Here is a 26,597-nt window from a genome sequence, read left to right on the forward strand (position 1 = left end):
CCGGTAGACATAGATGTCATGAGCAGCGAACGCTTCGATCCGTTCTCCGACCGCTACGACGTCAGCGGCGTCACCGCGGACGGAGCCGCCTGGCTCGCCTCGGCGGGGACGTACCCGCGCAGCACGCTCGCCCTCTGGAAGGAGCACGCCGACGCCCCGGTGGTACTCCCGTGCGGCACGGCCTTCGACATCGTCAGTGCGCCGGCGGTCTTCGCGCGCCGGATGGTCGACCGGCTGTGGGACGAGGGGCCTGGTTCCGGCCCGGTGGCGACATTCCGGGGCCGGATGCTGCTGTTCGCCGCACCCGGCACGGCCCAGCGGCTGCCCTCGCTGCTGCGCTGGGAGGAGTTCGGCCGCACGGGAGTGATCCCGCCGCTGCTGTGCCATGGCAACGGCGACGCGGTGACCGTCCCGCCCCTGCTCGCGAGCACCCCGCCGACCTCCCCCGACTCCCGCTGGCTGGTCGCCCCGGACACCCGCCACCCCTGGCTGCCGGGCCCCGAGATCCTGCTCTGGGCGGCCGTGCGGGCGGCCCGCGCAGCCGTACGGATATCGATTTTTCCCCCGGCCGATCAGGATGCTAAGGTCTACGACGTCAGCAGGCGCCGCTAGCTCAGTTGGTTAGAGCAGCTGACTCTTAATCAGCGGGTCCGGGGTTCGAGTCCCTGGCGGCGCACGATGGCGATGGCGAGGTGTGTTCGCGGAAAGCGCGAACCGTCTCGCCATCGTTGTTTTTGCGCGGCTTCGCCGCGCGTTGTGGGGGCTTCGCCACCCACACCCCCCTTCCACCGGCGGCTGCCCGGCCCCCAGGCCGAAGAAGCCAGCCCCGGTCGGCCGCGCGCGGTGCGGGGCTTCGCCGCCGACACCCACTGCACCGGCGGCCGCCGAGACCGCAGACCGCAGAGGCCGCCCGGCCACCGCCCCAGGCTCAAGAACCCACCCTGCTGCCGCGGCCGGAGGGCGAGAAGTCAGCCCCCGGCCGTGATCTTCACCGTCCAGGCCCCCGAGACCGTTCGGCCCTCCACCTCCACCCGGATCCCCTCCCCCGGCACCTCGAAGGTTTCGCCCAACGAGACCGGGGCGTCTGCGAGAGGGGGGTAGACGGAGTTCTCCCAGCACGCCTCTGTGCGGGGGTGGGCGTCGATCACCTGGATCGGGCCGCCGCCGGACTGGGCGCCGCCGCGGACCCGGTAGACGAGGATTCCCGAGCGGCAGGCCGCCGTGTCGTTGCCGAGCGGTCCGCGTGCCTCGAAGGCGAGCACGCTGTCGTGACCGGTACGCACCACCGCGAGCTTCACACCGCGCCCGAGTCCGAAGGCCGGCGGCCCGGCCGCGCCCCTGACCTGAGCCCCCGCGACGGCGTCCAGCGGCTCCAGCGTCAGCCGCGTGACGCCCGACTCCCGCACGCACACCACCTGCCGTGGCGCCAGCCACCCCAGCTTCCACTTGTGCCAGCCGAACAGATCCGGGGCCAGACCGAACTGGCTGCCCATCAGGTCCCAGTCCCCGACATAGGTGTCCCAGTCGCCCTTGCCGTCGTCAGGCCGGTGGTACAGATCCGGCAGGTCGAAGACATGTCCGGTCTCGTGAGCCAGTACGAGCCGGTCCGGCGGGTGTTTCTCGAAGACGGTGACGACGCGGCGGATGTCCGTGCCGTCCGCCCTGAGCGGGGTGTCCAGATTGACGACCTTCGTCGCGTCCGAGTCCACACCGGGCGCGTCCGGGTCGGCGACGAAGTACACGATGTCGTAGCGGGAGAAGTCGACCTGCGGGTCGGCGGCGGCGAGCGCGTCGTGCAGATACGCGGCCCGGTGCTCGGCGTTCCAGTCCCGCTTCATGGCGTACGCCGTGGACGGCTTCGGCATCCGGATCCAGTGCCGCAGCGGATGCGGATACAGGGTGAACCTGCCGTAGGAGGCACGCTCGAAGTAGCGGCTGGTGGCCGGGAAGTGGTCGGCGGTCAACTGGGCGGGCGTCGTCCGCGGGACCGCGTCCGGGAAGGAAAGGAAGATCATCACGGCGTTCAACGCGCGGGTCGGCCGCGGATATGCGGCGTTCCAGGTGTCGAGCCCCTCCGAGTGATGGGCGTCGGTGCGCTGCAGCGCACACGGCACCGCCGAGAAGGGTTCGGCGATCGACGGCCCGGTCACCAGCGAGGTCGCGGCGAGCGCCGAGAGGGTCGTGAACACGGCGGCGGTGCTGCGCAGTCGGGAACCCCTGACGTGCTTGAGGGGGGACTGACACGGCACAGGGACCTCCGGGGGCGGTACTCGGGACACCGCACCCAGCCTGTGTCAGTTTGTCGTATTACGCCCTGTTCGCCTGCCCCAGAAGAGTGACTCGGCCGAGAGGCCCGATCAGAGCCGACACCCCCGAAACGCTCACGGAACGTCACAACCGGTCAGCTGCCCCAATAACCCGTCCAGCTGCGGGCAGAAACGATCTGTCAGAAGTGCCGCTCGATCCGGGACACTGGACGTGGGGTGGAAGGCCCTTGGGTCTGCCTCTATGATCGGCACACTTTCCGGCACGGACAGAGATCGAGTGCACTGCGGGAGCGAGCGGTGAGCGGAACGTCCGAAGGGCCGGCGCCCGCGGCAGACCTCGACCGGGGCGCTGTAACAGAGAGTGACGACTATGCGTCTCCTCGTACCGAGCCACTGACGGCTCGTGCGGAGTCGCCTCCCTACCGCTCGGTCTTCACGGCCGCACCTCTGGCCATGGCGGTCGTCGACCGCGAGGGGCTGGTGGTCGGGGCCAACGACGGGTTCGGTGCCCTGTTCGGCAGCCCGCCCGGCGAGTTGACCGGCCGTATCGCAGCCGACCTGGTGGACCTGGCGTCCGACGCACGGAACTGGCACGCCTACCGCGAGATGCTGCGCGGCCGCGAGGCCATGTTGCACTGCACGCGCAGGCTGAAGCATCCCGACGGACAGTCGATGTGGATCCAGGTCACCGTCACACCCCTCGGCCAGGACGGCTGCCTTCTGATGTCGCTCACCGACATCAGCGCGCATCGTGAACTCCAGGGCCGGCTACGGCACTTGCAGATGCACGATCCGGTGACCCGGCTGCCCAACCGCACCCTGTTCTTCGAGCGGCTGACGGCCACACTGGAGGCGGAGTCGTACGAGGAGAGCGGCACGGGCCGGATCGGCCTGTGCTACCTCGACCTGGACGGCTTCAAGGCGGTCAACGACACGCTCGGCCATCGCGTCGGCGACCGGCTGCTGGCCGCCGTCGCGGAACGCCTCACGCGCTGCGCCGACGAGGCGGGTTACGGCAGAACGAGTGCTCCCCTGGTGGCGAGACTCGGTGGCGACGAGTTCGCCCTGCTGGTGGAGGACTCGACGGGCACGGAGCAGCTCGCCGATCTGGCGGAGGCGGTGCTGGAGGCGGTGCAGGCGCCGTTCGACCTCGCCGGTCAGCGGGTGTCGGTGTCGGCGTCGATCGGTGTGGTGGAGCGGCGGGCGGCGGACACCACCGCGACGGCCCTGATGCAGGCGGCCGACACCACGCTCTACTGGGCGAAGGCCGACGGAAAGGCCCGCTGGACGCTCTTCGACCCGGAGCGCAACGCCCACCGCATGACCCGCCAGGCCCTGGCCTCCACTCTGCGCCCCGCCATTGAACGCGACGAATTCGTTCTCGAATACCAGCCGTTGGTGGGGATGGAGGACGGGCGGCTGCGCGGTGTCGAGGCCCTCGTCCGTTGGAACCATCCTCAGTTCGGCATGCTGACGCCGAATCGGTTCATCGGATTGGCGGAGGAGGACGGCTCGATCGTGCCGCTGGGCCGCTGGATCCTGCGCACCGCCTGCCGCCAGGCACGCCGCTGGCAGGTGGACCACCCGGACGAGCCGCCGCTGTTCGTGAGCGTCAATGTGGCGGTGCGTCAGGTCTGGGACTCGGATCTGGTGGCCGATGTGGCCGAGACCCTGGGCGAGACCGGGCTCGCACCCCAACTGCTCCAGCTGGAACTCACGGAGTCCGCGGTGATGGGCTCGGCGGGCCGCCCCCTGCAAGCCCTCCAGGCCCTCAGCGGGATGGGCGTCCGCATCGCGATCGACGACTTCGGCACGGGCTACTCGAACCTGGCGTACCTCAGCCGACTGCCGGTGTCGGTCCTGAAGTTGGACGGCTCCTTCGTACGGGGTTTCCAGTACGAGAGCGACAAGGAGGGAGCCGTCGCACCGAACCCGGCCGACGAGGTCGTCGTCGAGGCGATGATCCAACTCGCCCACCGCCTGGGCATCACGGTCACCGCGGAGTGCGTGGAGACCTCGGCACAGGCCTCCCGCCTGCGGCGCATCGGCTGCGACACCGGCCAGGGGTGGCTGTATTCACGGCCGGTGTCACCGGATCGCATCTCCGAACTGCTCGGGCCCGGCGAGGAGCACAGCGCACGGGCCGGGGGTCAGGCGGTCGTCAAGCCGTAGGCGTCCGCGATGAGTTCGTACGAGCGCAGCCGCACCTCACCGCTGTGGGCGTGGGAGGTGATCATCAACTCGTCGGCGCCGGTGCGCTTGTGGAGGTCGTCGAGGCCGCTGCGGACCTCGTCCGGGGTGCCGTGGATGACGTTGGAGTTCCAGGAGTCGATGAACTCCCGCTCCATCGGGCTGAATTCGTACGCCTCGGCCTCCTCGGGGGTCGGTACGAGACCGGGGCGGCCGGTGCGCAGGCGGACCATGTTGAGGGAGGCGGCCAGGACCTGGCGGCGGGCCTCCTTCTCGTCGTCGGTGGCGAGGGCGGAGACGCCGATGAGGGCGTAGGGGGCGTCCAGGACCTCGCTCGGCCGGAAGGACTCCCGGTACAGGTCCAGCGCCGGGATCGTGTTCTGCGCGGAGAAGTGGTGCGCGAAGGCAAAGGGCAGGCCGAGGACACCCGCCAGGCGGGCGCTGAAGCCGGAGGAGCCGAGCAGCCAGATCGGGGGGCGGTGGGGCGACTGGACACCGCCGGGGGAGGTCGCCTGGATGGGACCAGGGACAGCATGGATACGGCGGTACCGGTGGCCGTCCGGGAAGTCGTCGTCCAGGAAGCGGGTGAGCTCGGCAAGCTGCTCGGGGAAGTCGTCGGCGCCCTCGTGGAGGCGTTCCGTGCGGCGCAGCGCCGCGGCGGTCGCGCCGTCCGTGCCGGGAGCGCGCCCGAGGCCGAGATCGATACGGCCCGGCGCCATGGCCTCCAGCGTGCCGAACTGCTCGGCGATGACGAGCGGCGCGTGGTTGGGCAGCATGACACCGCCGGAGCCGAGACGAATCCGCTCGGTGTGGGCGGCGAGGTGGGCGAGGATCACGGCGGGCGACGAGGAGGCCACGCCCGGCATCGAGTGGTGCTCGGCCACCCAGTACCGATGGAAGCCCCGGGACTCCGCAAGACGGGACAGCGCGACACTGGTCCGCAGCGCGTCGCTCGCGGTGCGCCCCGCACCGACGGTCACCAGGTCCAGTACGGAGAGGGGCACGGGCGCACTGCCCTGAGCGATACCCCGGATCTCGTCTGCCGTCACGGTGAATGCCTCCTGTTTTCGGCCGTGCGCTGTCCTGGCCGGGGTAACAGGAGGCACTCTCCGCTTTATTCCCTGGGGGCTCCGCCCCCAGACCCCCGCTTTCGGCCTGAACGGCCTCGTCCTCAAACGCCGGACGGGCTGAAAGACCAAGCCCCGCCCGGCAAAAATCGGCGGGGGCGAGGAAAAGTTCAGACCTGCACGATCGGCTCCCGAGTGAAAAGCGCCCCGAGCATCGGCGCATTCACCCGCCGATCAGCCAACCGCAGCGCCTCCCACACGGTGACCTGGTTGGCGGTGAGCACCGGCTTCCCCAGCTCCTTCTCCAGGGCGGGAATGTGCGCCGCCGTATGCAGCGCCGTGTCCGGCAACAGAAGCGCGTCCGCATCCGGCCGATCAGCCTCGCGGGCCAGCGTCAACACCTCCGCCTCCCCCCACGTCCCGACCTCCGCCGCGGTGATGATCCCGGCACCCTGCACGGACGTCACCTCCGCACCCCCCGCCCGCAGAAACTCCGCGAACAGCCCGGCCACGTCCTCGGGGTACGTCGCCCCGACCGCCACCCGCCGCGCCCCGACCTCCTGCAGCGCGTGCACGAAGGCGAAGGACGTCGACGAAGCCGGCATCCCGGCCGCGAGGGCGAGGGCGCGCACCTGCTCATGGGCGCCCTCCCAGCCGTAGACGAAGCTTCCGCTGGTGCACGCCCACACCACCGACTCGGCGCCCGCCATGCGCAGCTCCTCGACTCCCGCCGCGAGCCGCTCGGCCGAGCCCATCTCCCGCAGCGCGTCCACCCGGTGCGCGTCCTCGCCGATGTCGGTGTGGACGACGTCTAGGCGGATGTTGCTGCCGAGCAGCTGCTCGATGCGTGGGTATTCGTCCTCGGCGGAGTGGCCGGGGTAGAGGAATCCGAGTGCCGTCATGACCTGCCTTCCTGCTGCTGTTCGCCGTCCGGGAGCTGTGGCAGTACGGGGCCGGAGCGCGCCGCCGGATCGATCAGCGCCTGATAGGGCCCCACGGCCCGGGTACCCAGTCGGGACAGCGCAGCCCACATCGTCACCTGGTTGGCGGAGATCACCGGGATGCGCAGTTCGGCCTCCAGTTGCGGGATGACGTCGTAGGTCGGGAGGTTGGTACAGCTGATGAACAGGACGTCGGCCGGCCGTCGTACCGCCTTGTGGGCCATGGCGACCACATCGCGGTACGGCACCTTCCAGATGTGCCGGGTCAGGCCCATGTACGCCCGTCCGGTGACCTTGATGCCGGCCTCGGCGACGTACTCCTCCAGCGCGCGGGTCACCGACACGGTGTACGGGGTCACCAGCGCCACCCGTCGGGCGCCGAGCGCCACCAGGGCCTCCAGGAGGGCGCCCGAGGTGGTGACGGAGGGGATCGCACCGGCCCGGGTCATCGCGGCGCACATCGCGCGCTCCCCGGCGATTCCGCCGACGAAGCTGCCGGAGGTGCAGGCGTACGCGACGACCTCCGGCGCGACCGCGTTCAGCGTGCGGACCGCGTCGTCCAGCGTCTCGTGCTCGCTGACCAGCCGGGCCAGGTCGAGGCTCACCTCGACCGGCACGAACGGCGTCCGCGTCAGATGGAGTGATACATCGTCCGGGACCCAGCGCCACAGCTCGCGGTCCAGAGCGAAGTCGAAGGGAGCGACCACACCCACACCGCGCTGGGGAAGTGGTCCGCCGAGAAAGGAAACGTCCATGGCACCCATGGGCGACCACCGCCTCACCGTGAGAAACAGCGGAGCAACGGACCCCCCATCGCACCCGTGTTGACGAAGGTAGGTTCGGGTGCGAGCGTGGTCAAACCTCCCATGTCAGACGGCCGCAACCTCCCGTAGAAACGGCTTTCCGCATGACCACCCCGACGCTTCTCGTCCTGGACACCGACCCCCTCCCCCGCCTCGGCAGACTCACCGGCCGCGCCCGGATCGAGCACGCGGACGAGTCGACCCTCGCCGAGCGCCTGCCGCACGCGGACGTCCTGCTGGTCTGGGACTTCACCTCCCGGGCCGTCCGTTCCGCCTGGCCGGGTGAGGGCCCGCGGCCGCGCTGGGTGCACACGGCGAGCGCGGGCGTGGACCATCTGATGTGTCCGGAACTCGCCGCCTCCGACACCGTGGTCACCAACGCGCGCGGCGTCTTCGACCAGCCCATCGCCGAGTACGTCGCCGCGCTCGTCCTGACCATGGCCAAGGATCTGCCGCGGACCTGGGAGCTGCAGCGGGAGCGCACCTGGCGGCACCGCGAGACGCAGCGGGTCGCGGGCACGCGCGCGTGCGTCGTCGGTTCCGGGCCCATCGGCCGTACGATCGCCCGCACGCTCAAGGCGCTCGACATGACCACGGCGATCGTCGGGCGCACCCCGCACACCGGCATCTACGGTCCGAACGACCTGGACCGGCTGATCGCCCGCGCCGACTGGGTGATCGCGGCCGCCCCGCTGACCGAGCAGACGCACGGCATGTTCGACGCGCGCCGCTTCGGCGTGATGCAGCCCTCCGCGCGCTTCATCAACATCGGGCGCGGCGGTCTGGTCGTCGAGGAAGCGCTCGCCCAGGCGCTGACCAAGCGGTGGATCGCGGGCGCCGCGCTGGATGTCTTCGAGCACGAACCCCTCACCCCCGAAAGCCCGTTGTGGGAGGTGCCGGGCCTGATCGTGTCCCCGCACATGAGCGGCGACACGGTCGGCTGGCGCGATCAACTCGGCACTCAGTTCGTGGAGTTGTACGAACGCTGGGAGGCGGGCAGACCTCTGCTGAACGTGGTGGACAAGAAGCGCGGATACGTACCCGGACGCTGAACCGCCGAGCGATGGACGAGCGATGGAGGACAGATGACGGACCCCGGTCTCGAACTCACCGAGCTGACCGCCGCACGACTCGTCGAGGGCTACCGCAAGGGGGAGTTCAGTCCGGAGGAGGCCACGCGGGCCGCGCTGGAGCGGGCCGAGCAGATCCAGCCAGAGGTGAACGCCTTCGTTCGACTCCTGCCCGACGAGGCCCTCGCGCAGGCCCGGGAGTCGACGGGGCGATGGCGGCGCGGTGAGCCGAAAGGGCTGGTGGACGGGGTCCCGACGACCGTCAAGGACATCATCCTGCTGCGGGGTGCTCCCACCCTCAAGGGCTCCGACACGATCTCGGAGCAGGGCAGCTGGGACGAGGACGCCCCGTCCGTCGCCCGCCTGCGCGAGCAGGGAGCCGTGTTCATCGGCAAGACCACGACCCCGGAGTTCGGCTGGAAGGGCGTCACCGACTCACCGCGGTCCGGGGTGACCCGCAATCCGTACGACCCGGCCCGCACCGCGGGCGGCTCCAGCGGCGGCGCGGCGGCGGCCGTGGCGCTGGGCGCGGGCCCCCTCGCGCTGGGCACGGACGGCGGCGGCAGCGTCCGTATCCCTGCTGCCTTCTGCGGCATCTTCGCCCTGAAGCCGACGTACGGCAGGGTGCCGCTCTACCCGGCGAGCGCCTTCGGCACGCTGGCCCATGTCGGCCCGATGACCCGGGACGCGGCGGACGCGGCGCTGCTCCTGGACGTGATCGGGGTGCCGGACCACCGCGACTGGTCGGCGCTGGCCGCCGCGCCGGACTCCTTCGCCGCCGGGCTTTCCGGCGGAGTGAAGGGCCTGCGGATCGCCTACTCGCCGTCCTTCGGCGGCCAGGTCGCGGTGCAGCCCGCGGTGGCGGCCGCGGTGCGGCGGGCGGTGGAGCGGCTGGCGGAACTCGGCGCGTACGTCACCGAGACCGACCCCGACTTCACCGACCCGGTGGACGCCTTCCACGCCCTGTGGTTCTCCGGGGCGGCCCGGGTGACCCAGCAACTGGGCCCCGAGCAACGCAAGTTGCTCGACCCGGGCCTGCGGGAGATCTGCGCGGCGGGCGCCCGCCTGACCGCGCTGGACTATCTCGCCGCGGTCGGCGTCCGCATGGAACTCGGCCGCCGCCTGGGCCGCTTCCACGAGTCCTACGACCTCCTCGTCACCCCGACGCTGCCGATCACGGCGTTCGAGGCGGGCACCGAGGTGCCGAAGGGCTCCGGCCACCGGCGCTGGACCGGGTGGACCCCGTTCACGTACCCCTTCAACATGACCCAGCAGCCGGCGGCGACCGTCCCGGTGGGCGTGGACGGGGAAGGGCTGCCGATCGGCCTGCAACTGGTGGCGGCGCGACACCGGGACGCGCTGGTGCTGCGGGCGGCACACGCGCTGTACGAGGCGGGGGTCGCCGGAGCGTCCCGGAACGGTTTTCCGGGGGTTTTCCCCAGTGAGGGCGGGCGCCCGGCTTCGTAGGATCGCGGTGACCGATCACTGTTCACACTCGATCCACACGGGGGAATCTCATGCGGCGTCCACACACACGTGTCCTCGCTGCGGCGGCTCTGGCCGCTCTCACCGCCGGCGGGCTGTCCGCCTGCTCGGCCGTCGGGCAGAAGTCCTTCGAGGACGACGCCAAGGTGTCCCAGAAGGTCACCTCGATCCGTCTCGACACCGGGGACGGAGGCGTGACGGTGGAGGCCTCGGCCGGCACCTCCACGGTCTCCGTGCACCGCAAGGTCGACTACCGCGGCGACAAGCCCGGCGGCACGTCCTTCCACGTCGACAACGGCGCCCTGACGCTCTCCGGCTGCGGCGAGGACTGCGGCGTCGACTACATCGTCAAGGTGCCCGCCGGTCTTCCGGTGACGGGCGGCACCTCCAACGGCGGCCTCAGCCTGACCGACGTCGGCACCGTCGATGTCCACACGACCAACGGCGAGATCGCGGTGGCCGGCGCCACGGGCCCGGTGAAACTGCGCACCTCCAACGGCGGCGTCGACGTCAAGGGCGTCAGGGGCGGAGGCATCGACACCCGGACGTCCAACGGCGAGGTGACGATCCAGGCGGCCGTCCCGCAGAACATCACGGCCCGCACGACCAGCGGCGACCTCACGGTCACGGCGCCGCCCGCCAGGTACCGGATCTCGGCGGACAACTCCAACGGCGACAAGAACGTGGCGTTCCGGAACGACCCGTCGGGCAGGTACCGCCTGGATCTGTCGACGACCAGCGGCGACCTGACCGTGAAGCCGGCGGCCTAGGCCGCGACCGCAACAGCCCGCTGAGCCCCGGGCGTCACACCCGCCGGAAACCGAGTGTCTCCCCGGCCGCCCCCGACCGCCACAGGTCGTTGCAGGCCTCGGCCATCGCGTCGAGGCCCTCGACCACCTGGCCCCAGACGATGCCCGGGACCCAGCCGACGTCGGCGTTCAGCAGCAGGTTGTTGCGCTCGTAGAAGAGGGCGAGGTCGACGACGGTCGTGCCGGCGCGGACCTCACGGTCGTAGCCGTATGCCTTCGTTCCCAGTTCGGTTCCCGCGAAGGAGAAATAGCAGAGATCTCCGGGAATCGGGGTGACGGTCGGGTTTTCCAGGGGTGGCTCGGTTGTCGCGAAGGGCGGGAAAAGGGCATAGATCTCATTGCGGGCGTATTTCGCGTGGTAGACGTCGCTGCCCAGGGGGAGGGCGTCCCACACGGCCGCGCTGGTGACGGGGGCGCGGTCGTCCAGCAGTTTTGCCGTGCAGGAGATTCCGCGCTTGACCAGCGAGACTTCGATGTAGCGGTCAGCCATGCATCCCATGGTGCATACATCGCATGCTCTCGGGTAGCCGCGCCGCCATGGCTCCACCAATTGGGAACGAGAACGACAGAGAAACGCCCGGGACCACGCGCCGGTCGCTGCTCGCGGGGGTGGCGGCGCTCGGCGCACTCGGGGCCGCGGGTTGTTCACGCGTGGCCACGGCGTCCACCAAGGGCGGCGGCGATCTGCTCGACCGGCTCAGGGCGGCGGGCGTCGTACGGCTGGGAATCGCGGGTGAGATCCCCTTCGGGTACATCGACAAGAACGGCGAACTGACCGGCGAGGCGCCGGAGTTGGCCAAGGTCGTCTTCAAGCGGCTGGGCGTCGACCGGGTGCAGCCCGTGCCCTCGGAGTTCGGCTCGCTGATTCCGGGCCTGAAATCCCAGGTGTTCGACGTGGTGGCGGCCGGGATGTACGTCAACCCCGAGCGCTGCCAACAGGTCATCTTCGCCGACCCCGACTATCAGATGCTCGACGCCTTCATCGTCAGGAAGGGCAACCCGATGGGGTTGCACACCTACCAGGACATCGTCGCGAAGAAGGCCAAGTTCGCCACCGGGACCGGCTACGCGGAGATCCAGTACGCCGTCGAGGCCGGATACAAGCAGAGCGACATCCTCATCGTGCAGGACCAGGTGGCCGGGCTGAACGCCGTCGAGGCGGGGCGGGTCGACGTCTTCGCCGGTACGGCGCTCACCACGCGGGAAGTGGTGAAGAAGTCCAGCAAGGCCGAGGCGACCAAGGCCTTCGCGCCGCTCGTCAAGGGCAAGCCCCATGTGGACGGTGGCGCCTTCGCCTTCCGGCCGGGAGAGACCAGACTGCGGGACGCCTTCAACGTCGAGCTGCACAAGCTGAAGAAGAGCGGCGAACTGTTCCGCATTCTCCAGCCCTTCGGCTTCACCAAGGCCGAGATGACCGATCTGACCGCGAAGGAGCTGTGCGGCGGAGGGACGGGCTGATGACCTCGGGACTCTGGGAACTCGTACTCAAGGGCATCTGGATCACCGTCCAACTGCTGGTCCTCAGCGCGCTGTTGGCCGCGGCCGTGTCCTTCGTCGTCGGCGTCGCGCGCACCCACCGGCTGTGGATCGTCCGCTTCCTCGCGGGCCTCTACACCGAGGTGTTCCGCGGGACCTCGGCCCTGATCATGATCTTCTGGGTGTACTTCGTGCTGCCCCCGGCCTTCGGCTGGCAGCTGGTGCCGCTGTGGGCGGGCACGCTGGCGCTCGGGCTGACGTACGGCGCCTACGGCTCGGAGATCGTGCGCGGCGCGCTCAACGCGGTCGACCCGGCGCAGAAGGAGGGCGGCATCGCGCTCAGCTTCACGCCCTGGCAGCGGATGAGGCTGATCCTGCTGCCGCAGGCGGTGCCGGAGATGATCCCGCCGTTCTCCAACCTGCTGATCGAGCTGCTCAAGGGCACTGCGCTGGTGTCGGTCATCGGCATGGGCGACCTGACCTTCAGCGCCAACCTGGTGCGTCTGGCGCTGCAGCAGAGCGCCGAGATCTACACGTACATCCTGCTGATCTACTTCGTGATCGCCTTCCTGCTCACCCGGGTCATGCGCGGGCTGGAGAAGAAGCTGAAGGCCGGGGTCGGCAAGGCGCCCGAGCGCAAGGTCACGGTGCCCGAGCCCGTCGGCACCGGAGTCGGAGGTGGTGTCGCATGACCTGGGACTGGAGCGCCGTCAGCGACTTCATGCCGCACTTCTGGGACGGCGTGCTCGTCACCCTGCAGGCCCTCGCCCTCGGCTCGCTGATCTCGTTCGCGCTGGGCCTGGTGTGGGCGCTGCTGATGCGGACGCCGTCGCGCTGGGTGCGCTGGCCGGTCGGCGTGGTCACGGAGTTCGTGCGCGACACCCCGCTGCTGGTGCAGCTGTTCTTCCTGTTCTACGTGATGCCCGAGTGGGGGCTGACGCTGTCCGCGCTGACCACCGGCGTCATCGGGATCGGCCTGCACTACTCGACGTACACGATGCAGGTCTACCGCGCGGGCATCGAGGCGGTGCCGGCCGGCCAGTGGGAGGCGGCGACGGCGCTGAACCTGCCGCGGACGCGGACCTGGCAGGTGGTGATCCTGCCGCAGGCGATCCGCCGGGTCGTGCCGGCCCTCGGCAACTACGTGATCGCGATGCTCAAGGACACGCCGATGCTGATGGCGATCACCGTGCTGGAGATGCTCGGCCAGGCGCGGCTGTTCGCGCAGCAGCACTTCCAGTTCACCGAGCCCCTCACGGTGATCGGCGTGGCCTTCATCGTCATTTCCTATCTGGCCTCCCTTCTCCTGCGAGCCCTGGAGCGACGCCTTGTCCGCTGACACCCCTCTGATGAAAGAACCCGACGCGAGCGCCAACCCGCCGGTGGACGGCAGCGAGCTGATCCGCTTCGACCACGTCACCAAGCGATTCGGCTCGAACACGGTCCTCGACCGGCTCGACTTCTCCGTGAACTCCGGCAAGCACGTGACACTGATCGGCCCGTCCGGCTCCGGCAAGACGACGATCCTCAGGCTGCTGATGACGCTGACCAAGCCCGAGGAGGGCACGATCACCGTCGACGGGGATCAGCTCTTCCCGGCCGCCGAGAAGCAGGTCCGCGAGGTCCGCAAGAAGATCGGGATGGTGTTCCAGCAGTTCAACCTGTTCCCGAACATGTCGGTGCTGCGGAACGTCACCGAGGCCCCCGTCACCGTCCTGGGCCTGCCCAAGGACGAGGCGGAGGCCCGCGCCCGTGAACTGCTGGAGCTGGTGGGCCTCGCCGACAAGGCGGGCGCCCGCCCCACCCAGCTCTCCGGCGGCCAGCAGCAGCGAGTGGCGATCGCGCGGGCACTGGCGATGCGGCCACAGGTGCTGCTCCTGGACGAGGTGACCTCCGCGCTCGACCCGGAGCTGGTCGCGGGCGTGCTCGACGTGCTGCGGGACATCGCCCGCACCACCGACATCACGATGCTCTGTGTGACCCACGAGATGAACTTCGCCAGGGACATCTCGGACCAGGTGCTGATGTTCGACTCCGGTCGGGTCATCGAATCCGGCCCACCGGAGAAGATCTTCAGCGATCCCGAGAAGGACCGGACGCGGGAATTTCTCAGCGCGGTGCTCTGACCCAGGGCGTTGAACTCCGTTCAACCACCGAGGTCCTGGCGCCGGGTCATGGCAGTGGCATATGCCAGAGTGCCTGCGCCCCTGCTGAGAGCCGTGCGCCGGGGTCTTAATCTCGTCAACAACCGCTCACAACAAGCCGCTTGGCCGTTATCGTGGAAGAGATTCGCTGTCCGCAATACGGCCCAGTTGTAGAGCGAGCGCAGGGGGACCACCGTGGCGCTGAAGCACGAGCCGACCGCGCCGTACCACTCGGCCCAGGACGCCCTGCGCGTCCTGGAGACCGTGGCACGGCACACCACCGGAGTCACCGACACCGAGCTCGCCAGGCTGACCGGCCTCACCCCGGAGCGACTGACCACGCTCCTGAGGATGCTGCGCCGCGAGGGCTACGTCGAGCAGATCACCGACGGCGCCTATGTCACGGGCGACGCCCTCACCCGCCTCGGCTCGGCACAGGGCCGCGAGCAGGCACTGCGCGAGAAGCTCCAGCGCACCCTGGACCGGCTGCGGGACTCGGTGGGCGCGGCCGTGTACCTGAGCCGGTATGTCGACGGCGAGGTCAAGATCGCCCAGTACGCCGACGGCCCGACCACCCCGGCGGTCAACGAGTGGGTCGACTTCCGGTACTCCGCCCACGCCACCGCGGTCGGCAAGAGCCTGCTTTGCCAGCTCGACCACAACAGCCGGCGCGACCATCTCTCCCGCCACAAGCTGGCCCGCCTCACCTCGCGCACGATCACCAGCGACCGGCTCCTGCTCTCCCGCCTGGAGTCCCAGCCGCCCACCGTGCCCCACCTGGACCTCCAGGAGTACGCGGTCGGCACGGTCTGCGCGGCCGTCCCGATCAGCGCCGGCTCCTCGGTCGGCTGCCTGGCCCTCTCCCTTCCCGTCGAGGACGCCCACCGCCTCCGCCAGGCCGCGGACGCCCTGAACCGGAACGCGACGCCGGTGCTGCTGTCCCTGGCGATCTAGGCCGACATCGGCAGGTGGTCCGGAGCACCTCTCCGGACCAGGTAGTATTTTCTTCGTCGCCACCCGCGAGACACAAAAACGTGAAACGCGGGCGGCGTGAGTCATGCGCCGCTAGCTCAGTTGGTTAGAGCAGCTGACTCTTAATCAGCGGGTCCGGGGTTCGAGTCCCTGGCGGCGCACGATGACGATGGCGAGGCATGTTCGCGGAAAGCGCGAACCGGTCTCGCCATCGTCTTTTTTGCGCGGCTTCGCCGCGCGCGGTGGGAGCTTCGCCCCTCCACAGCCCCTCAGGCGAGGTGTCCCGTGGGAGCGAGACGCCCTTCGGCGTCTTGTCGGGTCAGCCTCCGGTACGCCGTCTTCCCGGGCGGCCGCCACCACACCGGATCCGCGCACCGGACCCCCTCCCGCCTCAGCAGCGCCCGGTGGATCTTGTTCGTGGCCGTGACCGGCATCCGGTCCACGACCCGCACGAACCGGGGTGCCATCTTCGTGCCGAGGTCGGGCTGCGCGGCCAGGAAGGCGGCGAAACCCGCCGGGTCGAAGCTTCCGGCGATCGTCGCCATCACCTGGTCCCCGGTCACCGGATCGGGCACGGCGTAGACGGCGACGGCATCCGCGCCCTCGTACCGGGCGAGGATGTTCTCGATCATCGCGGCGGCCAGGTTCTCGCTGTCGACGCGGAGGCGGTCGTCGGTGCGGCCGGCGAAGTAGAGGTAGCCGTCGGCGTCCCGGTAGAAGAGGTCACCGGTCCAGTACCAGCCGTCGTGCCGCCGCTCGGCCTCCGCCGCGGGGTTGCGCCAGTACCCCTCGAAGGGGTTCGGCCCCTGGTTCACCAGCTCCCCGATGGCCTCGTCCCCGTTGAGCAGCCGCCCGGCCGCGTCGAACGCGGCGGGCGGGCACTCCTTGCGCGTCTCCGGATCGAGTACGACGAGCCCGGGCGCCGCCCGCCCCACCGCGCCCGGGGGCGTCCCCGGCGACCACTGCACGGCCGCCCCGCCCTCGGACGACCCGTACCCCTCCACCAGCCGCACCCCGAACCGCCGCTCGAAGGCCGCCGCGTCCACCGTGCCCGCCTCCGTGCCGAAGCCGAGCCGCAGCGGATTGTCCCGGTCGTCCGCGCGCTCCTCCGTGGCCAGGATGTACTGCACGGCCCGCCCCACATACGTGAAGTACGTCGCCCGGTACTTCCGTACGTCCGCCAGGAACCCCGACGCCGAGAAGCGCCGCCGCAGCGCCACCCCCGCCCCGGCCGCCAGCGCGGGCGCCCAGTCGGCGATCACCGCGTTGCCGTGGAACATCGGCATGCAGATGTAGTGCACGTCGTCGGGGCGCACCCCGAACTGACCGACCAGGGACGCGCCCGCGGCGGCCAGTCGCCCCTGGCTGCAGATCGCGGCCTTCGGGGCGCCGGTCGAGCCCGAGGTGAAGTAGAGGAGCAGGCGGTCTTCGGGGGTGGCCCGGGAGGCGTCCGGTTCAGCGGTCGTATACGGCGCGAGGAGGTCCTCGTACTCTTCGCTGTCGGTCAACAGGATCCGCACGCCGGGGAGTTCGAGGCCGGCGAGGAGCGGGAGGCGGGTGCGCTCGGTGATGACGGTCCGGCACTCGGTGTGCAGGATGTCGCGGGCCAGCTCCGGGCCCCGGCGGGTGGGATTGATCCCGGCGACCGCCGCTCCCGCGAGCGCCGCAGCGCCCAGCCACAGGGGGTACTCAGGGGTGTTGTCGAGCAGTACACCCACATGGGGCTCGGCGCCCGGCGGCAGCAGGTCGGACAGCAGGGCCGCCCGGGCGGCGGCACCGGCGGCCACCTCGTGGTGGGTGAGCACGCGCCCCTCGCACCACAGGCCGGGACGGTGATCGCCCCATCGGCCGGCGACGAGTTCCGCGACCGTGCGCGCCTTCGACTCCATGGCAGCGCACGGTAGTTGATGGATCGTCAGATGTGGAGGGTCACGGCGTCATCGTGACGCCGTCGACGACGACGGTGTTGGTGGGGTCGACCCCGTCGTCGCCGAAGCCGAAGCTGTCCGAGAACAGGCTGAACCCGACCATGAAGGCGATGCAGAAAGCGATGAACACGCCGAAGAAGGCCAGCAGGCAGCCCTGCTCGGCGATGAGCCGACCGGGCTGGGGCGGCTTCGCCGTGGCCCACTCCGGGTGCTCGGCCGCGTAGCGCACCGTGACGATGTCGCCGGCGACGACCGTGCGCGGCCCGTTGCTCTCCTCGAAGCGGACCGGACGGCCCTCGCGGGTGGTGAACTCGTAGACGTGGTGCAGGCTCGTGCTCACGGAGGTGTCGCCGCCGCCCCCGCTGGTCGTGGTGTACGTGTTCAGGCAGCGCGCCTCGGCGGTGAGCCCGCTGTTCCAGGCACTGCGGATGCGCCGGGCGCGGCGCAGCAGGCCGATCAGGCCGGTGAGCGCGAGGGCGATCAGGAGGCTGGGCACTAGGTAGAAGAACGCATCCATGGGGTCCCCCGAGGTCGTACACCGGCCCCGTTCGGCCGGCGTGCCAGGAACGTACCCGCGGGTAGTGCAGGATTCGCTCAAGTAATGCTCAGAGATGACGGGACCGCGCCCTCCCTCGATGAGACGCGGTCCCGTGGTCCTCCAGCCCGCTGAACCGGCCCGGGATCAGAAGGTGACGTCCGAGCAGGCGTAGAAGGCGTTGCCCGTGTCCGCGATCGTCCATACGGCGACGATGACGTGGTGGCCGCTCAGACCGGACGGCAGTGTGCCGGTGTGGGAGAGGGTGGCGGGGGGCCGCCGGCCGTTGTAGGGCACCGTCAGGAACGGTGTCGTGTTGAGGTCGGAGCGGGCCAGGTTGTGGTTCTGGTTCCAGCCCTGCCTGGTGACGTAGTACGTGAAGTCGGTGGTGGCGTGCATGGCGGTGAACTGCCAGCGGAAGGTGTAGCTCTGCCCGCCCGTCACCCTGGTGGTGGGCCAGGCGCCGCCCGAGGGGGTCCTCGGGCTGTCGAGCTGGGCGAAGCGGGAGTTGCCGCCGGAGCAGATCGCGCCGTCGGCCGGTCCGGCGGCGGGGAAGCCCTTGGGGCCCTCGACGCTCTGCGGCTCGTACTGGATCTCGCCGCAGTTGGTCACGGTGCCGTTCTGGCAGAGCTTCTGCCTGCTGACGGGGAGGTCGGTGTAGCCGTGGCCGCTCGCGCCCCCGGCGGAGAGCACGAAGGCTCCTGCCGTGATGAGTCCGAGCGCGGCGGCGTACCACTTGGTCTTTTTGCGCATGCTGCCGCTCCTGAAGAACGTGGGGGAAGTTCCATGAGGCGTGCAGGTCTAGACCAAGTCTCAGATTATTGCCGATTGTTGGCCGTGTCCATGCACAGGACATGGCCGCGCCATCACGGCCCCGGTTCTGTGCGCCCCGCGCAGAACGCCACCGTCAAGTCCTTGACCAGCGCCTTGCGTTCGTAGTCGTCCAGTTCCACCAGGCCCCGCACGGTCAGCCGCGTCACGGTGTCCTCCACCGAGTCGACGACCGAGGTGAGCACGGTCGCGCGGTGCTGTGCGTCCAGGGCGGCGATACGGCGGCGCTGCATCGCGGCGGCCACCTCGGGGGCGTACTCGACCCGGACCGGCTGCACCGAGAACACCTCGAGCCCGACCGGCTCGGCGTCCGCCGCCGTCAGCCGGGTCAGCGCCTCCGTGACCACGTCCACCGAAGCCTTCGACGCACCCGGCGCCTCCACCGCGACCCGCGCGAGGGCCGCCTCCACGCACTCGCGCAGATAGGTCTCGTGGTCCTCGATGCCCAGCACGGCCCGCGCGGTGTCCCGCACCCGCCACACCACCAGCACGACGACCCGCAGCGCGACCCCGTTGCCGTCGGCCGCGGGCATCTCCTCGCTGCGCCAGTGCCGCAGCCGTACATCGACCCGGCGGCGCAGGTGCAGGGGGTTGACCCACATCAGGCCGGTGCGCCGGACCGTGCCCCGGTAGCGGCCGTACAGCCCCAGCACCCAGGCCCGTCCGGTCCGGCCGCGCGCGAGGCCGCCGAAGCCGAAGAAGCCCAGCGCCGCGGCGCCCGCGTAGGACGCCCACTGCGCGGGGCCGAGCCCGGCGCCCGGGTCCGCCGGCAGCCGCAGCGCCGTCACCGCGAGGGACGGCAGGACGCCGGCCCACCAGGAGGTGGCCACGCACCCGGCCGCCCCGCAGGCCCCGGCGAGGACGCCCGCCGTCGCGGGCAGCACCCTGGCGGGCCGCTCGCCCAGGTCGGGGTCGACCTCGGGCGCGGACCGCGGCTTCACCGGAGTCGGGCGCCGGAACCGCGGCTGTTCACCCGTCCCCTGCCGGCGGCCGACCACCGTCGGCCTCAGCGGCACGGACACCGGGGCCGTTTCGTCGCGGAACAGCAGATGGACGGGGATCTCGGTGGTCGCCTCGTTCTGGATGAGGCGACCGGGTCTGCCCGGCCCCTCGGAATCGGGCGTCTGTGAAGTGGTCGTCGTACTCATGCGTGCCTCCAGCCTCCGCGCCAGATGCGTCACAACAGATGCGTCACAACAGATGGGTCAAGCCAAACCGCTCGGGATCAGACAAAGCGGGCATCGCCGGGAGTGCTCAGGAGAAGAGCCGCCGCCAGGTCTCCGGGCCCGGGACGCCGTCCGCCGCGCCGCCCCGCCAGCCCTGGGAGCGCTGGAAGTCCTCGACGTTGCGCCGGTCCTCCTCGTCCCAGTCCGGCCCCGGATCGGACGTGTAGTACTTGTCGAAGCCCTTCTTCACCAGCTGCTCCCCCAGCTGGGTGACGTACGGGCTGGAGGCGCCGGGGCGGAACATCGCCCGTCCCGGATAGCCCGGCACCCCATGGGACGCGGGCACCTGCGGATCCGGCGCGTCGAGGGGAGCGATGTCCTTGCCCTTGCCCGACACCAGCAGGTCCCAGGTCAGCGGCCCCGGCAGCCCGCGCGTCTCCGTGCCGTTCCAGCCCTGGGCCAGCTGGAAGGCCCCCGTGGCCCGGCGGTCCGCGTCCGACCAGCGCGGGCCGGGGCCCTGTGCGTAGTACTGCCCGGCACCACGCGCGACGAGCATCTGCCCGAGCTGGGTCACGTACTTGTTGTTCGCACCGGGGCCGAAGTACGCCGCCCCCGGGTACGGCGGCGTCGCGACGCCCGGCGGCTTCGGCTTGTCCGGACCGGCCGCCTGGTCCTCCTTGAGCCCCTTGTAGCGGTAGGGGACGTAGCGGTTCGACTGGTGCCAGTAGGCGTACGGGGTCTCCTTCCGGCGGGCCTGCGGGGGCCGCTGCTCGTAGGCGAGGTACGAGGTGTGCGTGTAGTCCTTCCAGCCACCGAAGATGACGACGTGCGAGCCCCTCTCCGGGTTCAGCGGATTGTGGAACAGCAGAATGTCGCCGGGCTGCAGTTCCTCCTTGGTGACCCGCTCCGCGAACTTGCCCAGGGTGCCCGTCCATTCGTTTCCGGGCAGCCCCCAGGCCATCGAGACATAGCCCGAACAGTCCTGCCGGTAACCGTCGGACCAGTAGGCCTCCATGCTGTACGGCACCTTCGCGTCGACCCATTTCTTGGCCCGGGTGATGATCTCCGCGCGGGTGGTCTGGGGCGCCTTGACGTCACCGGCGGGCTCGACGGGCGGGCCGCCCCTGCCATGCAGCGGGGCCGGGCGCCCCTGCGGGGTGGCAACCTCGCTGCCTGCGGAAACGCCCGGTCCGGGCGGTACCTGCGGGGCGGCGAGCGCCGGCGCCACATGCCCCGCGCCGAGGGCGGCGGACGCGGCGGCCGCCACGATCACGGCGCGGCGGGCCGCCGGGTGCCGTACCGCCCGCGAATACGGCAGAACACTCCGCCAGTGCGCACATCCCGGACAGTCGCAGTCGCTTGCCGGATCGAATTCCTCGAATACCGGAGACGCCATGCGATTCCCCTCACACTCCAGATGAAAATGACCGGGCCTGTCCACGGTGATCAGTTTCCCAACCCTCTTCCCGACGCGCATGTTGACGGTCCGAATGATGTACAAGCGCCGCCCGTGACCCGGGGGGGCCACCGGGACGGGTGGTTCGGAGCACCCCCGACCGTCCGGTAGAGTTACGACGTCAGCAGGCGCCGCTAGCTCAGTTGGTTAGAGCAGCTGACTCTTAATCAGCGGGTCCGGGGTTCGAGTCCCTGGCGGCGCACAGACAGCAGAGGCCCTCCGCGCAAGCGGGGGGCCTCTCGCCATGAGGGCAGGCGGCGCCCCTGAAGGGGTGCGGGGCCCTGTCGATGTGCGGCTTCGCCGCGATGGGGGTCCCCCGCTCGAGCGAAGCCGAGAGTGGGGGAGCGACCAGCCACGACGGCGCCGCAGACGCCCGGAGATCCAGTCCCGCGCAACCAGCGGAGCGCTACTCTCTGGCCATGGCAGCGCGTGACCTCCAGGAGCGGATCAAGAAGCTGATCATCGACCGCAGGCTGCCCTCCGGGGCCCCGCTGCCGACCGAGCCCGAACTGATGGAGTTCCTCGGCGCGAGCCGGAACTCGGTGCGCGAGGCGCTGAAGGCGCTGCAGGCGATGGGCATCGTGGAGATCCGGCACGGCTTCGGCACCTACGTCGGCCCCATGTCGCTGGCCCCCATGATCGAGGGCCTGGCCTTCCGCACGGTCGCCGGGCACTACCGCGGAGAGGACTCCCTGCTCCAGCTCCTGGAGCTGCGCGAGGCGGTCGAGACGGGCCTCGTCTCCCGGCTCGCGGGGCGCATCCCGGAGCCGGACCTCATTGAGCTCGACGCCCTCGCGAACCGTATGGAACACCAGGCCGCGCAAGGAGGCGCCGGCCTCGCGGACACCGACCGCGCCTTCCACGCCACCCTGTACCGGGGGCTGGACAACGTGCTCCTCGGCGAGGTCCTGGAGGCGTTCTGGGATGCCTTCCACCGTGTACAGACGGACCTGGGAGGCGTGCCCCAGGACCCGAAGGTGACCTGCAGACAGCACCGGGACATCCTCGACGCGGTGCGTTCGGGCGACTCGGTACGGGCGGAGGAGGCCATAAGAGAGCACTTCGGCAACATCCGCGCCCGGCTGTCCACAACTGGTCCACAGGACCCCCACGCGCGCCACAATGAACGCGTATGACCGGTAAACACCGCGTTTCGCATCTTGCGATCATGATGAACGCCGTAGAACCCTGTTTTCCAAGATGCTGCGGATGCGCGGCAGTTGGGGGGCAAGTAAGCGGTTGCCGGGTTCGCGGGGATAAGGGGCCCCGTTCCCGAGCGGATGCCGAGGGGGGCATCATGCAACCGGAAGGTCGCGGTTCCATGTCTTCGGGTGTGGAAAGTGTGGTGACTGCGGCCGGTCACTGACACGTCCGTGGAGAGTCGAGGGGGACTCGACCGCGGACGGAAGGAAACGACACGACACGCAGCGATCTGCGTGTGGGGGGATGACTCATGACGTCGACGCCGACGGGCGCCCGGCAGAATTTCGACCCGTCAGAAACCACCCAGCTCAGGGTGCCGTCGCACCGGAACAGCACGACAGGCCAGTTCCGGCGCATCAAGAAGAGCCTGCCGAGATACGACTACGAGCACTACAGCCGGCTGGCCGGTCCCCTCACCCAGCCCGACCCGAACAAGCCGTACAAGGTGCAGTACCGCTCGCTGCTCTCGCAGGAGCCCCACCGGCTGCGCGCCGCCCTGATGCTGGGCGCCGCGCCGCTGCTCTCGCTGATCCTGCTCGCCTGGCTGCTGCAGCCGCAGCACTGGACCGAGCGCGACTATCCCACCTACAGCTTCCTTCCGGCGCTCGACGTCGTGATGCTCGTCTCGATCGGTCTGATCGAGTTCTTCCGCTGCATGAACGTGCTGTCCAACGCGCACGCCACGCTGGTCGCCCGCGACCCCATCCCGGTGGTGCCCGAGACCGGCACGAGAGTCGCGTTCATCACGACGTACGTGCCCGGCAAGGAACCCCTGGAGATGGTGACGAAGACCCTGGAGGCGGCCGTGCGGCTGCGCCACCGGGGGCTTCTGCACATCTGGCTCCTCGACGAGGGCGACGACCCCGAGGTGAAGGCGGTCTGCGAGCGCCTCGGCGTGCACCACTTCTCCCGCAAGGGCGTCGAGAAGTGGAACCAGAAGAAGGGCCCGCACCGCGCCAAGACCAAGCACGGCAACTACAACGCCTGGCTCGAGGCGCACGGCGACGACTACGACTTCTTCGCCTCCGTCGACACCGACCACGTACCGCTGCCCAACTACCTGGAGCGGATGCTCGGCTTCTTCCGCGACCCGGACGTCGGCTTCGTCATCGGCCCGCAGGTGTACGGCAACTACGACAACCCCATCACCAAGGCGGCCGAGTCCCAGCAGTTCCTCTTCCACGCCCTCATCCAGCGGGCCGGAAACCGCTACGGCGCCCCGATGTTCGTGGGTACGTCGAACGCCGTACGGATCAAGGCGCTCAAGCAGATCGGCGGCCTGTACGACTCGATCACCGAGGACATGGCCACCGGCTTCGAGATCCACCGGCACCGGAACCCGGCCACGGGGAAGAAGTGGCGGTCGGTCTACACGCCGGACGTGCTCGCGGTGGGCGAGGGCCCGGGCGCCTGGACGGACTTCTTCACGCAGCAGCTGCGCTGGTCCCGTGGCACATACGAGACGATCCTGAAGCAGTACTGGAAGGGCTGGTTCTCCCTGCCTCCGGGCAAGCTCTTCAACTACACGATGATGATCATCTTCTACCCGATGTCAGCTCTCAACTGGATCCTGGCGGCGCTGAGTTGTGCGCTGTTCCTGGGTCTGGGCGCCTCGGGTGTGAACATCGACCCGACGGTCTGGCTGATGCTGTACGGCAACGCGTCCGCGCTGCAGATCGGCCTGTACGTCTGGAACCGCCGGCACAACGTCTCCCCGCACGAGCCGGAGGGCTCCGGCGGTGTGGCGGGCATGGTGATGTCGGCCCTCTCGGCGCCGATCTACGCACGCTCCCTGATGGACACCGTGCTGCGCCGCAAGAGCAAGTTCGTGGTGACGCCCAAGGGCGACTCGGCCAGCCCGGACACGCTGTTCGGGACCTTCCGGATCCACCTGTTCTTCATCCTGGTCTTCGGCGGCTCGATCGCCGCCGGCTTCACACTCGGGCACTCGCACCCGGCGATGATCATCTGGGCCGCCTTCGCCCTGCTGATCACCGCGTCGCCGATCTTCGCCTGGCGGTACGGACTCAGGCAGGCGAAGAAGCAGCCGCCCGCTCCGCTGTACGAGGAGCCGCAGGACTCGGCGGCGCCCGTGGCGGCGTACCAGCCGAAGCCGCTGCCCGGGCAGCACACGCCGCAGTCGCCGCACGGCTCGGGGCAGAAGCCCAGCTGGGCCGCCTCCGGCGGGGGTCCGGGCGCAGGCAGTGACCAGACGATGCAGATCGCTCTCGGTGGATTTGGGGGACGTAAGGAATGAACGACCGTGCAGGCCGCCGCCGCGCCCGTCGACTCGCGATCGGCACCGCGGTGGTGCTCGCGCTGGCCGGGATGAACGGGCCGTGGCTCTACCGCGTCGGCACCGAGAAATACCACCAGTACAAGATCAACAGACCCGAGTACAAGGCGAAGAACGGGCACTGGGACATCATCGAGTTCCCGCCCGAATACCGCCAGGACACCATCCACGCGGCGCTGCTGCGCACCGGCAAGGTGCTGCTGATCGCCGGCTCGGGCAACAACCAGGACAACTTCAACGCGAAGAAGTTCGACACCCGGATCTGGGACCCGGTCAAGGGCACGATCAAGAAGATCCCGACGCCCAAGGACCTGTTCTGCACCGGCCACACCCAGTTGGCGAACGGCAATCTGCTGATCGCGGGCGGGACGAAGCGGTACGAGAAGCTGAAGGGTGACGTCACCAAGGCCGGCGGCCTGATGGTGGTGCACAACGAGAACCCGGACAAGCCCATGACTCTGCCCGCGGGGACGAAGTTCACGGGCAAGGAGAACGGCAAGACCTTCGTGTCCAAGGACCCGGTGCTCGTGCCGCGCGCGAAGAAGGTCTTCGACCCGAAGACCGGCAAGTTCCTGCGCAACGACCCCGGTCTGGGGCGTATTTACGTCGAGGCGAAGAAGTCCGGGACGAAGTACGAGACCGGTACGCAGGACAACTACCGGATCCAGGGCCTGACCGGCGCCGACGCACGCAACACGTACGGCATCGCGCAGAAGCTCGCCCTCGACAAGAAGGACTTCCAGGGGATCCGCGACGCATTCGAGTTCGACCCGGTGGCCGAGAAGTACATCAAGGTCGACCCGATGAACGAGGCGCGCTGGTATCCGACGCTGACGACTCTGTCCGACGGCAAGATCCTCAGTGTGTCCGGGCTCGACGACATCGGGCAGCTGGTGCCGGGCAAGAACGAGGTCTTCGACCCGAAGACCAAGAAGTGGACGTACACGTCGAAGATCCGGCAGTTCCCGACGTACCCGGCGCTGTTCCTGATGCAGAACGGCAAGATCTTCTACTCGGGTTCGAATGCGGGGTACGGGCCCGACAACGTCGGCCGTGATCCGGGTATCTGGGACGTCGACTCGAACCAGTTCACCAAACTGTCCGGGCTGAGCGACCCGGGCGAGATGGAGACATCCGGCACGGTGCTGCTGCCTCCGGCGCAGAACGAGAAGTTCATGGTGATCGGCGGTGGTGGGGTCGGCGAGTCCAAGCTGTCCAGCAACAAGACGCGGCTGATCGATCTGAAGGACGACAACCCGAAGTTCGTGGACGGGCCGACGCTGGAGAAGGGGACGCGGTATCCGCAGTCCTCGGTGCTGCCCGACGACACGGTGCTGGTGTCCGGCGGGTCTGAGGACTATCGCGGGCGCAGCGACTCCAACATCCTGCAGGCCCGGCTCTATCACCCGGACACCAACACGTTCCAGCGGGTCGCCGATCCCGAGGTGGGGCGGAACTACCACTCGGGGTCGATTCTGCTGCCGGACGGGCGGGTGATGTTCTTCGGGTCGGACTCGCTGTACGGCGACAAGGCGAACACCAAGCCGGGCAAGTTCGAGCAGCGGATCGAGATTTACACCCCGCCCTATCTTTATCGGGATTCACGGCCGTCGTTGTCCGGGGGACCGCAGACCATTGCCCGGGGTGGGTCGGGGACGTTCACGTCTCCGCAGGCTTCGGCGATCAAGAAGGTGCGGTTGATTCGGCCCAGCGCGTCCACTCACGTCACGGACGTGGATCAGCGGTCCATTGCGTTGGACTACACGGTCTCCGGCGACAAGATCACGGTTACTGTGCCGAAGAACCGGAATCTGGTGACGTCGGGGTGGTACATGTTGTTTGTCGATGACGATCAGGGCACGCCGTCCAAGGCGCAGTGGGTGAGGGTGCCGTAGCGCTCCCGCAGGTTGTCTTGTGGGGTGCGGGAGCGCTGTGGCTTGTCGCGCACACGCGGCGGA

23 protein-coding genes and 3 tRNA genes are annotated in these 26,597 nt (G+C 69.6%); 16 read left to right on the forward strand and 10 right to left on the reverse strand.

The window, feature by feature from the left end:
- The first annotated feature begins 18 nt into the window (after positions 1 to 18).
- Together ACFY1U_RS38395 and ACFY1U_RS38400 are read left to right on the forward strand one after the other, a co-directional pair.
- On the forward strand, positions 19 to 612 hold the full coding sequence (locus ACFY1U_RS38395) for a bifunctional DNA primase/polymerase (protein ID WP_390698679.1): 594 nt from the start codon (positions 19 to 21) through the stop codon (positions 610 to 612).
- A tRNA-Lys gene (locus ACFY1U_RS38400) sits at positions 603 to 676 on the forward strand. The genes ACFY1U_RS38395 and ACFY1U_RS38400 overlap by 10 nt, the downstream gene beginning before the upstream one ends.
- Before the next feature lie 292 nt (positions 677 to 968).
- On the opposite strand, the gene ACFY1U_RS38405 is transcribed toward ACFY1U_RS38400, so the two are convergent.
- A complete protein-coding gene (locus ACFY1U_RS38405; RefSeq protein ID WP_390698680.1) occupies positions 969 to 2,279 on the reverse strand; it encodes a M6 family metalloprotease domain-containing protein in 1,311 nt (436 codons plus the stop codon).
- A 285-nt stretch (positions 2,280 to 2,564) separates the two neighbouring features.
- Between ACFY1U_RS38405 and ACFY1U_RS38410 the strand changes: the two genes are divergently transcribed.
- Positions 2,565 to 4,439 (forward strand): putative bifunctional diguanylate cyclase/phosphodiesterase, encoded by a 1,875-nt coding sequence (locus tag ACFY1U_RS38410; protein WP_390698681.1) that lies wholly within the window; start codon positions 2,565 to 2,567, stop codon positions 4,437 to 4,439.
- Here the strand turns inward: ACFY1U_RS38410 and ACFY1U_RS38415 are convergent.
- From ACFY1U_RS38415 to ACFY1U_RS38425, 3 genes are all read right to left on the reverse strand, one after another.
- On the reverse strand, positions 4,418 to 5,506 hold the full coding sequence (locus tag ACFY1U_RS38415; protein ID WP_390698682.1) for an LLM class flavin-dependent oxidoreductase: 1,089 nt from the start codon (positions 5,504 to 5,506) through the stop codon (positions 4,418 to 4,420). The two genes, ACFY1U_RS38410 and ACFY1U_RS38415, sit on opposite strands and share 22 nt — an antisense overlap.
- A gap of 188 nt (positions 5,507 to 5,694) precedes the next feature.
- A complete protein-coding gene (locus ACFY1U_RS38420) occupies positions 5,695 to 6,426 on the reverse strand; it encodes a decarboxylase (protein ID WP_390698683.1) in 732 nt (243 codons plus the stop codon).
- A complete protein-coding gene (locus tag ACFY1U_RS38425) occupies positions 6,423 to 7,220 on the reverse strand; it encodes an aspartate/glutamate racemase family protein (RefSeq protein ID WP_390698684.1) in 798 nt (265 codons plus the stop codon). The genes ACFY1U_RS38420 and ACFY1U_RS38425 overlap by 4 nt, the downstream gene beginning before the upstream one ends.
- 152 nt (positions 7,221 to 7,372) lie before the next feature.
- Here ACFY1U_RS38425 and ACFY1U_RS38430 point away from each other — a divergent pair, with 152 nt between their 5' ends.
- From ACFY1U_RS38430 to ACFY1U_RS38440, 3 genes are read left to right on the forward strand one after another with little or no spacing between them, the layout of a single operon-like run.
- On the forward strand, positions 7,373 to 8,320 hold the full coding sequence (locus ACFY1U_RS38430) for a D-2-hydroxyacid dehydrogenase (RefSeq protein WP_390698685.1): 948 nt from the start codon (positions 7,373 to 7,375) through the stop codon (positions 8,318 to 8,320).
- A gap of 33 nt (positions 8,321 to 8,353) precedes the next feature.
- Positions 8,354 to 9,805: an amidase gene (locus ACFY1U_RS38435; RefSeq protein ID WP_390698686.1), complete on the forward strand. Its 1,452-nt coding sequence runs from the start codon at positions 8,354 to 8,356 to the stop codon at positions 9,803 to 9,805.
- 50 nt (positions 9,806 to 9,855) lie between these two features.
- Positions 9,856 to 10,593, forward strand: coding sequence for a DUF4097 domain-containing protein (locus ACFY1U_RS38440; RefSeq protein WP_390698687.1), 738 nt, complete (start codon positions 9,856 to 9,858; stop codon positions 10,591 to 10,593).
- 34 nt (positions 10,594 to 10,627) lie between these two features.
- Here the strand turns inward: ACFY1U_RS38440 and ACFY1U_RS38445 are convergent, their stop codons facing one another.
- Entirely contained in the window at positions 10,628 to 11,122 is a 495-nt protein-coding gene (locus ACFY1U_RS38445; protein ID WP_390698688.1) for a DUF3830 family protein, read from the reverse strand.
- Between the two features lie 47 nt (positions 11,123 to 11,169).
- On the opposite strand from ACFY1U_RS38445, the gene ehuB reads away from it, so the two are divergent.
- From ehuB to ACFY1U_RS38475, 6 genes are all read left to right on the forward strand, one after another.
- On the forward strand, positions 11,170 to 12,090 hold the full coding sequence (gene ehuB, locus ACFY1U_RS38450; protein WP_390698689.1) for an ectoine/hydroxyectoine ABC transporter substrate-binding protein EhuB: 921 nt from the start codon (positions 11,170 to 11,172) through the stop codon (positions 12,088 to 12,090).
- The gene (gene ehuC, locus ACFY1U_RS38455; protein ID WP_390698690.1) at positions 12,090 to 12,800 is read left to right on the forward strand and encodes an ectoine/hydroxyectoine ABC transporter permease subunit EhuC; all 711 of its coding nucleotides are present in this window, start codon (positions 12,090 to 12,092) and stop codon (positions 12,798 to 12,800) included. Before ehuB ends, ehuC begins: the two co-directional genes overlap by 1 nt.
- Entirely contained in the window at positions 12,797 to 13,447 is a 651-nt protein-coding gene (ehuD, locus tag ACFY1U_RS38460) for an ectoine/hydroxyectoine ABC transporter permease subunit EhuD (RefSeq protein WP_390698691.1), read from the forward strand. Before ehuC ends, ehuD begins: the two co-directional genes overlap by 4 nt.
- Positions 13,448 to 13,457: 10 nt before the next feature.
- Complete coding sequence (gene ehuA / locus ACFY1U_RS38465) at positions 13,458 to 14,234, forward strand: ectoine/hydroxyectoine ABC transporter ATP-binding protein EhuA (RefSeq protein ID WP_390698692.1); 777 nt, start codon at positions 13,458 to 13,460, stop codon at positions 14,232 to 14,234.
- Between the two features lie 213 nt (positions 14,235 to 14,447).
- Positions 14,448 to 15,206, forward strand: a complete 759-nt coding sequence (locus ACFY1U_RS38470; protein WP_390698693.1) for an IclR family transcriptional regulator — start codon at positions 14,448 to 14,450, stop codon at positions 15,204 to 15,206.
- Between the two features lie 105 nt (positions 15,207 to 15,311).
- Positions 15,312 to 15,385, forward strand: a tRNA-Lys gene (locus ACFY1U_RS38475).
- Positions 15,386 to 15,493: 108 nt separating this feature from the next.
- On the opposite strand, the gene ACFY1U_RS38480 is transcribed toward ACFY1U_RS38475, so the two are convergent.
- The 5 genes from ACFY1U_RS38480 to ACFY1U_RS38500 all read right to left on the reverse strand — a co-directional run bounded on the left by ACFY1U_RS38480 (position 15,494) and on the right by ACFY1U_RS38500 (position 21,080).
- Positions 15,494 to 17,113, reverse strand: coding sequence for a long-chain-fatty-acid--CoA ligase (locus ACFY1U_RS38480; RefSeq protein WP_390698694.1), 1,620 nt, complete (start codon positions 17,111 to 17,113; stop codon positions 15,494 to 15,496).
- 40 nt (positions 17,114 to 17,153) lie between these two features.
- Positions 17,154 to 17,669 (reverse strand): DUF3592 domain-containing protein, encoded by a 516-nt coding sequence (locus tag ACFY1U_RS38485; RefSeq protein WP_390698695.1) that lies wholly within the window; start codon positions 17,667 to 17,669, stop codon positions 17,154 to 17,156.
- Positions 17,670 to 17,834: 165 nt separating this feature from the next.
- A complete protein-coding gene (locus ACFY1U_RS38490) occupies positions 17,835 to 18,440 on the reverse strand; it encodes a lytic polysaccharide monooxygenase (protein ID WP_390698696.1) in 606 nt (201 codons plus the stop codon).
- Between the two features lie 113 nt (positions 18,441 to 18,553).
- The gene (locus ACFY1U_RS38495; RefSeq protein WP_390698697.1) at positions 18,554 to 19,666 is read right to left on the reverse strand and encodes an SPFH domain-containing protein; all 1,113 of its coding nucleotides are present in this window, start codon (positions 19,664 to 19,666) and stop codon (positions 18,554 to 18,556) included.
- 106 nt (positions 19,667 to 19,772) lie between these two features.
- A complete protein-coding gene (locus ACFY1U_RS38500; RefSeq protein ID WP_390698698.1) occupies positions 19,773 to 21,080 on the reverse strand; it encodes a peptidoglycan-binding protein in 1,308 nt (435 codons plus the stop codon).
- Positions 21,081 to 21,268: 188 nt separating this feature from the next.
- Here ACFY1U_RS38500 and ACFY1U_RS38505 point away from each other — a divergent pair.
- The 4 genes from ACFY1U_RS38505 to ACFY1U_RS38520 all read left to right on the forward strand — a co-directional run bounded on the left by ACFY1U_RS38505 (position 21,269) and on the right by ACFY1U_RS38520 (position 26,534).
- A tRNA-Lys gene (locus ACFY1U_RS38505) sits at positions 21,269 to 21,342 on the forward strand.
- 217 nt (positions 21,343 to 21,559) lie between these two features.
- Positions 21,560 to 22,276: a FadR/GntR family transcriptional regulator gene (locus tag ACFY1U_RS38510; RefSeq protein WP_390698699.1), complete on the forward strand. Its 717-nt coding sequence runs from the start codon at positions 21,560 to 21,562 to the stop codon at positions 22,274 to 22,276.
- A 317-nt stretch (positions 22,277 to 22,593) separates the two neighbouring features.
- Positions 22,594 to 24,600: a glycosyltransferase family 2 protein gene (locus ACFY1U_RS38515; protein ID WP_390698700.1), complete on the forward strand. Its 2,007-nt coding sequence runs from the start codon at positions 22,594 to 22,596 to the stop codon at positions 24,598 to 24,600.
- On the forward strand, positions 24,597 to 26,534 hold the full coding sequence (locus ACFY1U_RS38520) for a galactose oxidase-like domain-containing protein (RefSeq protein WP_390698701.1): 1,938 nt from the start codon (positions 24,597 to 24,599) through the stop codon (positions 26,532 to 26,534). Before ACFY1U_RS38515 ends, ACFY1U_RS38520 begins: the two co-directional genes overlap by 4 nt.
- Positions 26,535 to 26,597 lie beyond the last annotated feature (63 nt).

The sequence above is a fragment of the Streptomyces sp. NPDC001351 genome (genome assembly GCF_042896045.1).
Taxonomy (GTDB): Bacteria; Actinomycetota; Actinomycetes; order Streptomycetales; family Streptomycetaceae; genus Streptomyces.

Bases quoted from the DNA above. Each gene is read 5' to 3' on its own strand.
- ACFY1U_RS38515 (WP_390698700.1), top strand. From the start codon at position 22,594: ATGACGTCGACGCCGACGGGCGCCCGGCAGAATTTCGACCCGTCAGAA.
- ACFY1U_RS38425 (WP_390698684.1), bottom strand. From the start codon at position 7,220: ATGGACGTTTCCTTTCTCGGCGGACCACTTCCCCAGCGCGGTGTGGGT.
- ACFY1U_RS38420 (WP_390698683.1), bottom strand. From the start codon at position 6,426: ATGACGGCACTCGGATTCCTCTACCCCGGCCACTCCGCCGAGGACGAA.
- ACFY1U_RS38430 (WP_390698685.1), top strand. From the start codon at position 7,373: ATGACCACCCCGACGCTTCTCGTCCTGGACACCGACCCCCTCCCCCGC.
- ehuA (WP_390698692.1), top strand. From the start codon at position 13,458: ATGAAAGAACCCGACGCGAGCGCCAACCCGCCGGTGGACGGCAGCGAG.
- ACFY1U_RS38510 (WP_390698699.1), top strand. From the start codon at position 21,560: ATGGCAGCGCGTGACCTCCAGGAGCGGATCAAGAAGCTGATCATCGAC.
- ACFY1U_RS38440 (WP_390698687.1), top strand. From the start codon at position 9,856: ATGCGGCGTCCACACACACGTGTCCTCGCTGCGGCGGCTCTGGCCGCT.
- ehuC (WP_390698690.1), top strand. From the start codon at position 12,090: ATGACCTCGGGACTCTGGGAACTCGTACTCAAGGGCATCTGGATCACC.
- ACFY1U_RS38495 (WP_390698697.1), bottom strand. From the start codon at position 19,666: ATGAGTACGACGACCACTTCACAGACGCCCGATTCCGAGGGGCCGGGC.
- ACFY1U_RS38485 (WP_390698695.1), bottom strand. From the start codon at position 17,669: ATGGATGCGTTCTTCTACCTAGTGCCCAGCCTCCTGATCGCCCTCGCG.
- ACFY1U_RS38500 (WP_390698698.1), bottom strand. From the start codon at position 21,080: ATGGCGTCTCCGGTATTCGAGGAATTCGATCCGGCAAGCGACTGCGAC.
- ehuB (WP_390698689.1), top strand. From the start codon at position 11,170: ATGGCTCCACCAATTGGGAACGAGAACGACAGAGAAACGCCCGGGACC.
- ACFY1U_RS38395 (WP_390698679.1), top strand. From the start codon at position 19: ATGAGCAGCGAACGCTTCGATCCGTTCTCCGACCGCTACGACGTCAGC.
- ACFY1U_RS38445 (WP_390698688.1), bottom strand. From the start codon at position 11,122: ATGGCTGACCGCTACATCGAAGTCTCGCTGGTCAAGCGCGGAATCTCC.
- ACFY1U_RS38490 (WP_390698696.1), bottom strand. From the start codon at position 18,440: ATGCGCAAAAAGACCAAGTGGTACGCCGCCGCGCTCGGACTCATCACG.
- ehuD (WP_390698691.1), top strand. From the start codon at position 12,797: ATGACCTGGGACTGGAGCGCCGTCAGCGACTTCATGCCGCACTTCTGG.
- ACFY1U_RS38520 (WP_390698701.1), top strand. From the start codon at position 24,597: ATGAACGACCGTGCAGGCCGCCGCCGCGCCCGTCGACTCGCGATCGGC.
- ACFY1U_RS38480 (WP_390698694.1), bottom strand. From the start codon at position 17,113: ATGGAGTCGAAGGCGCGCACGGTCGCGGAACTCGTCGCCGGCCGATGG.
- ACFY1U_RS38435 (WP_390698686.1), top strand. From the start codon at position 8,354: ATGACGGACCCCGGTCTCGAACTCACCGAGCTGACCGCCGCACGACTC.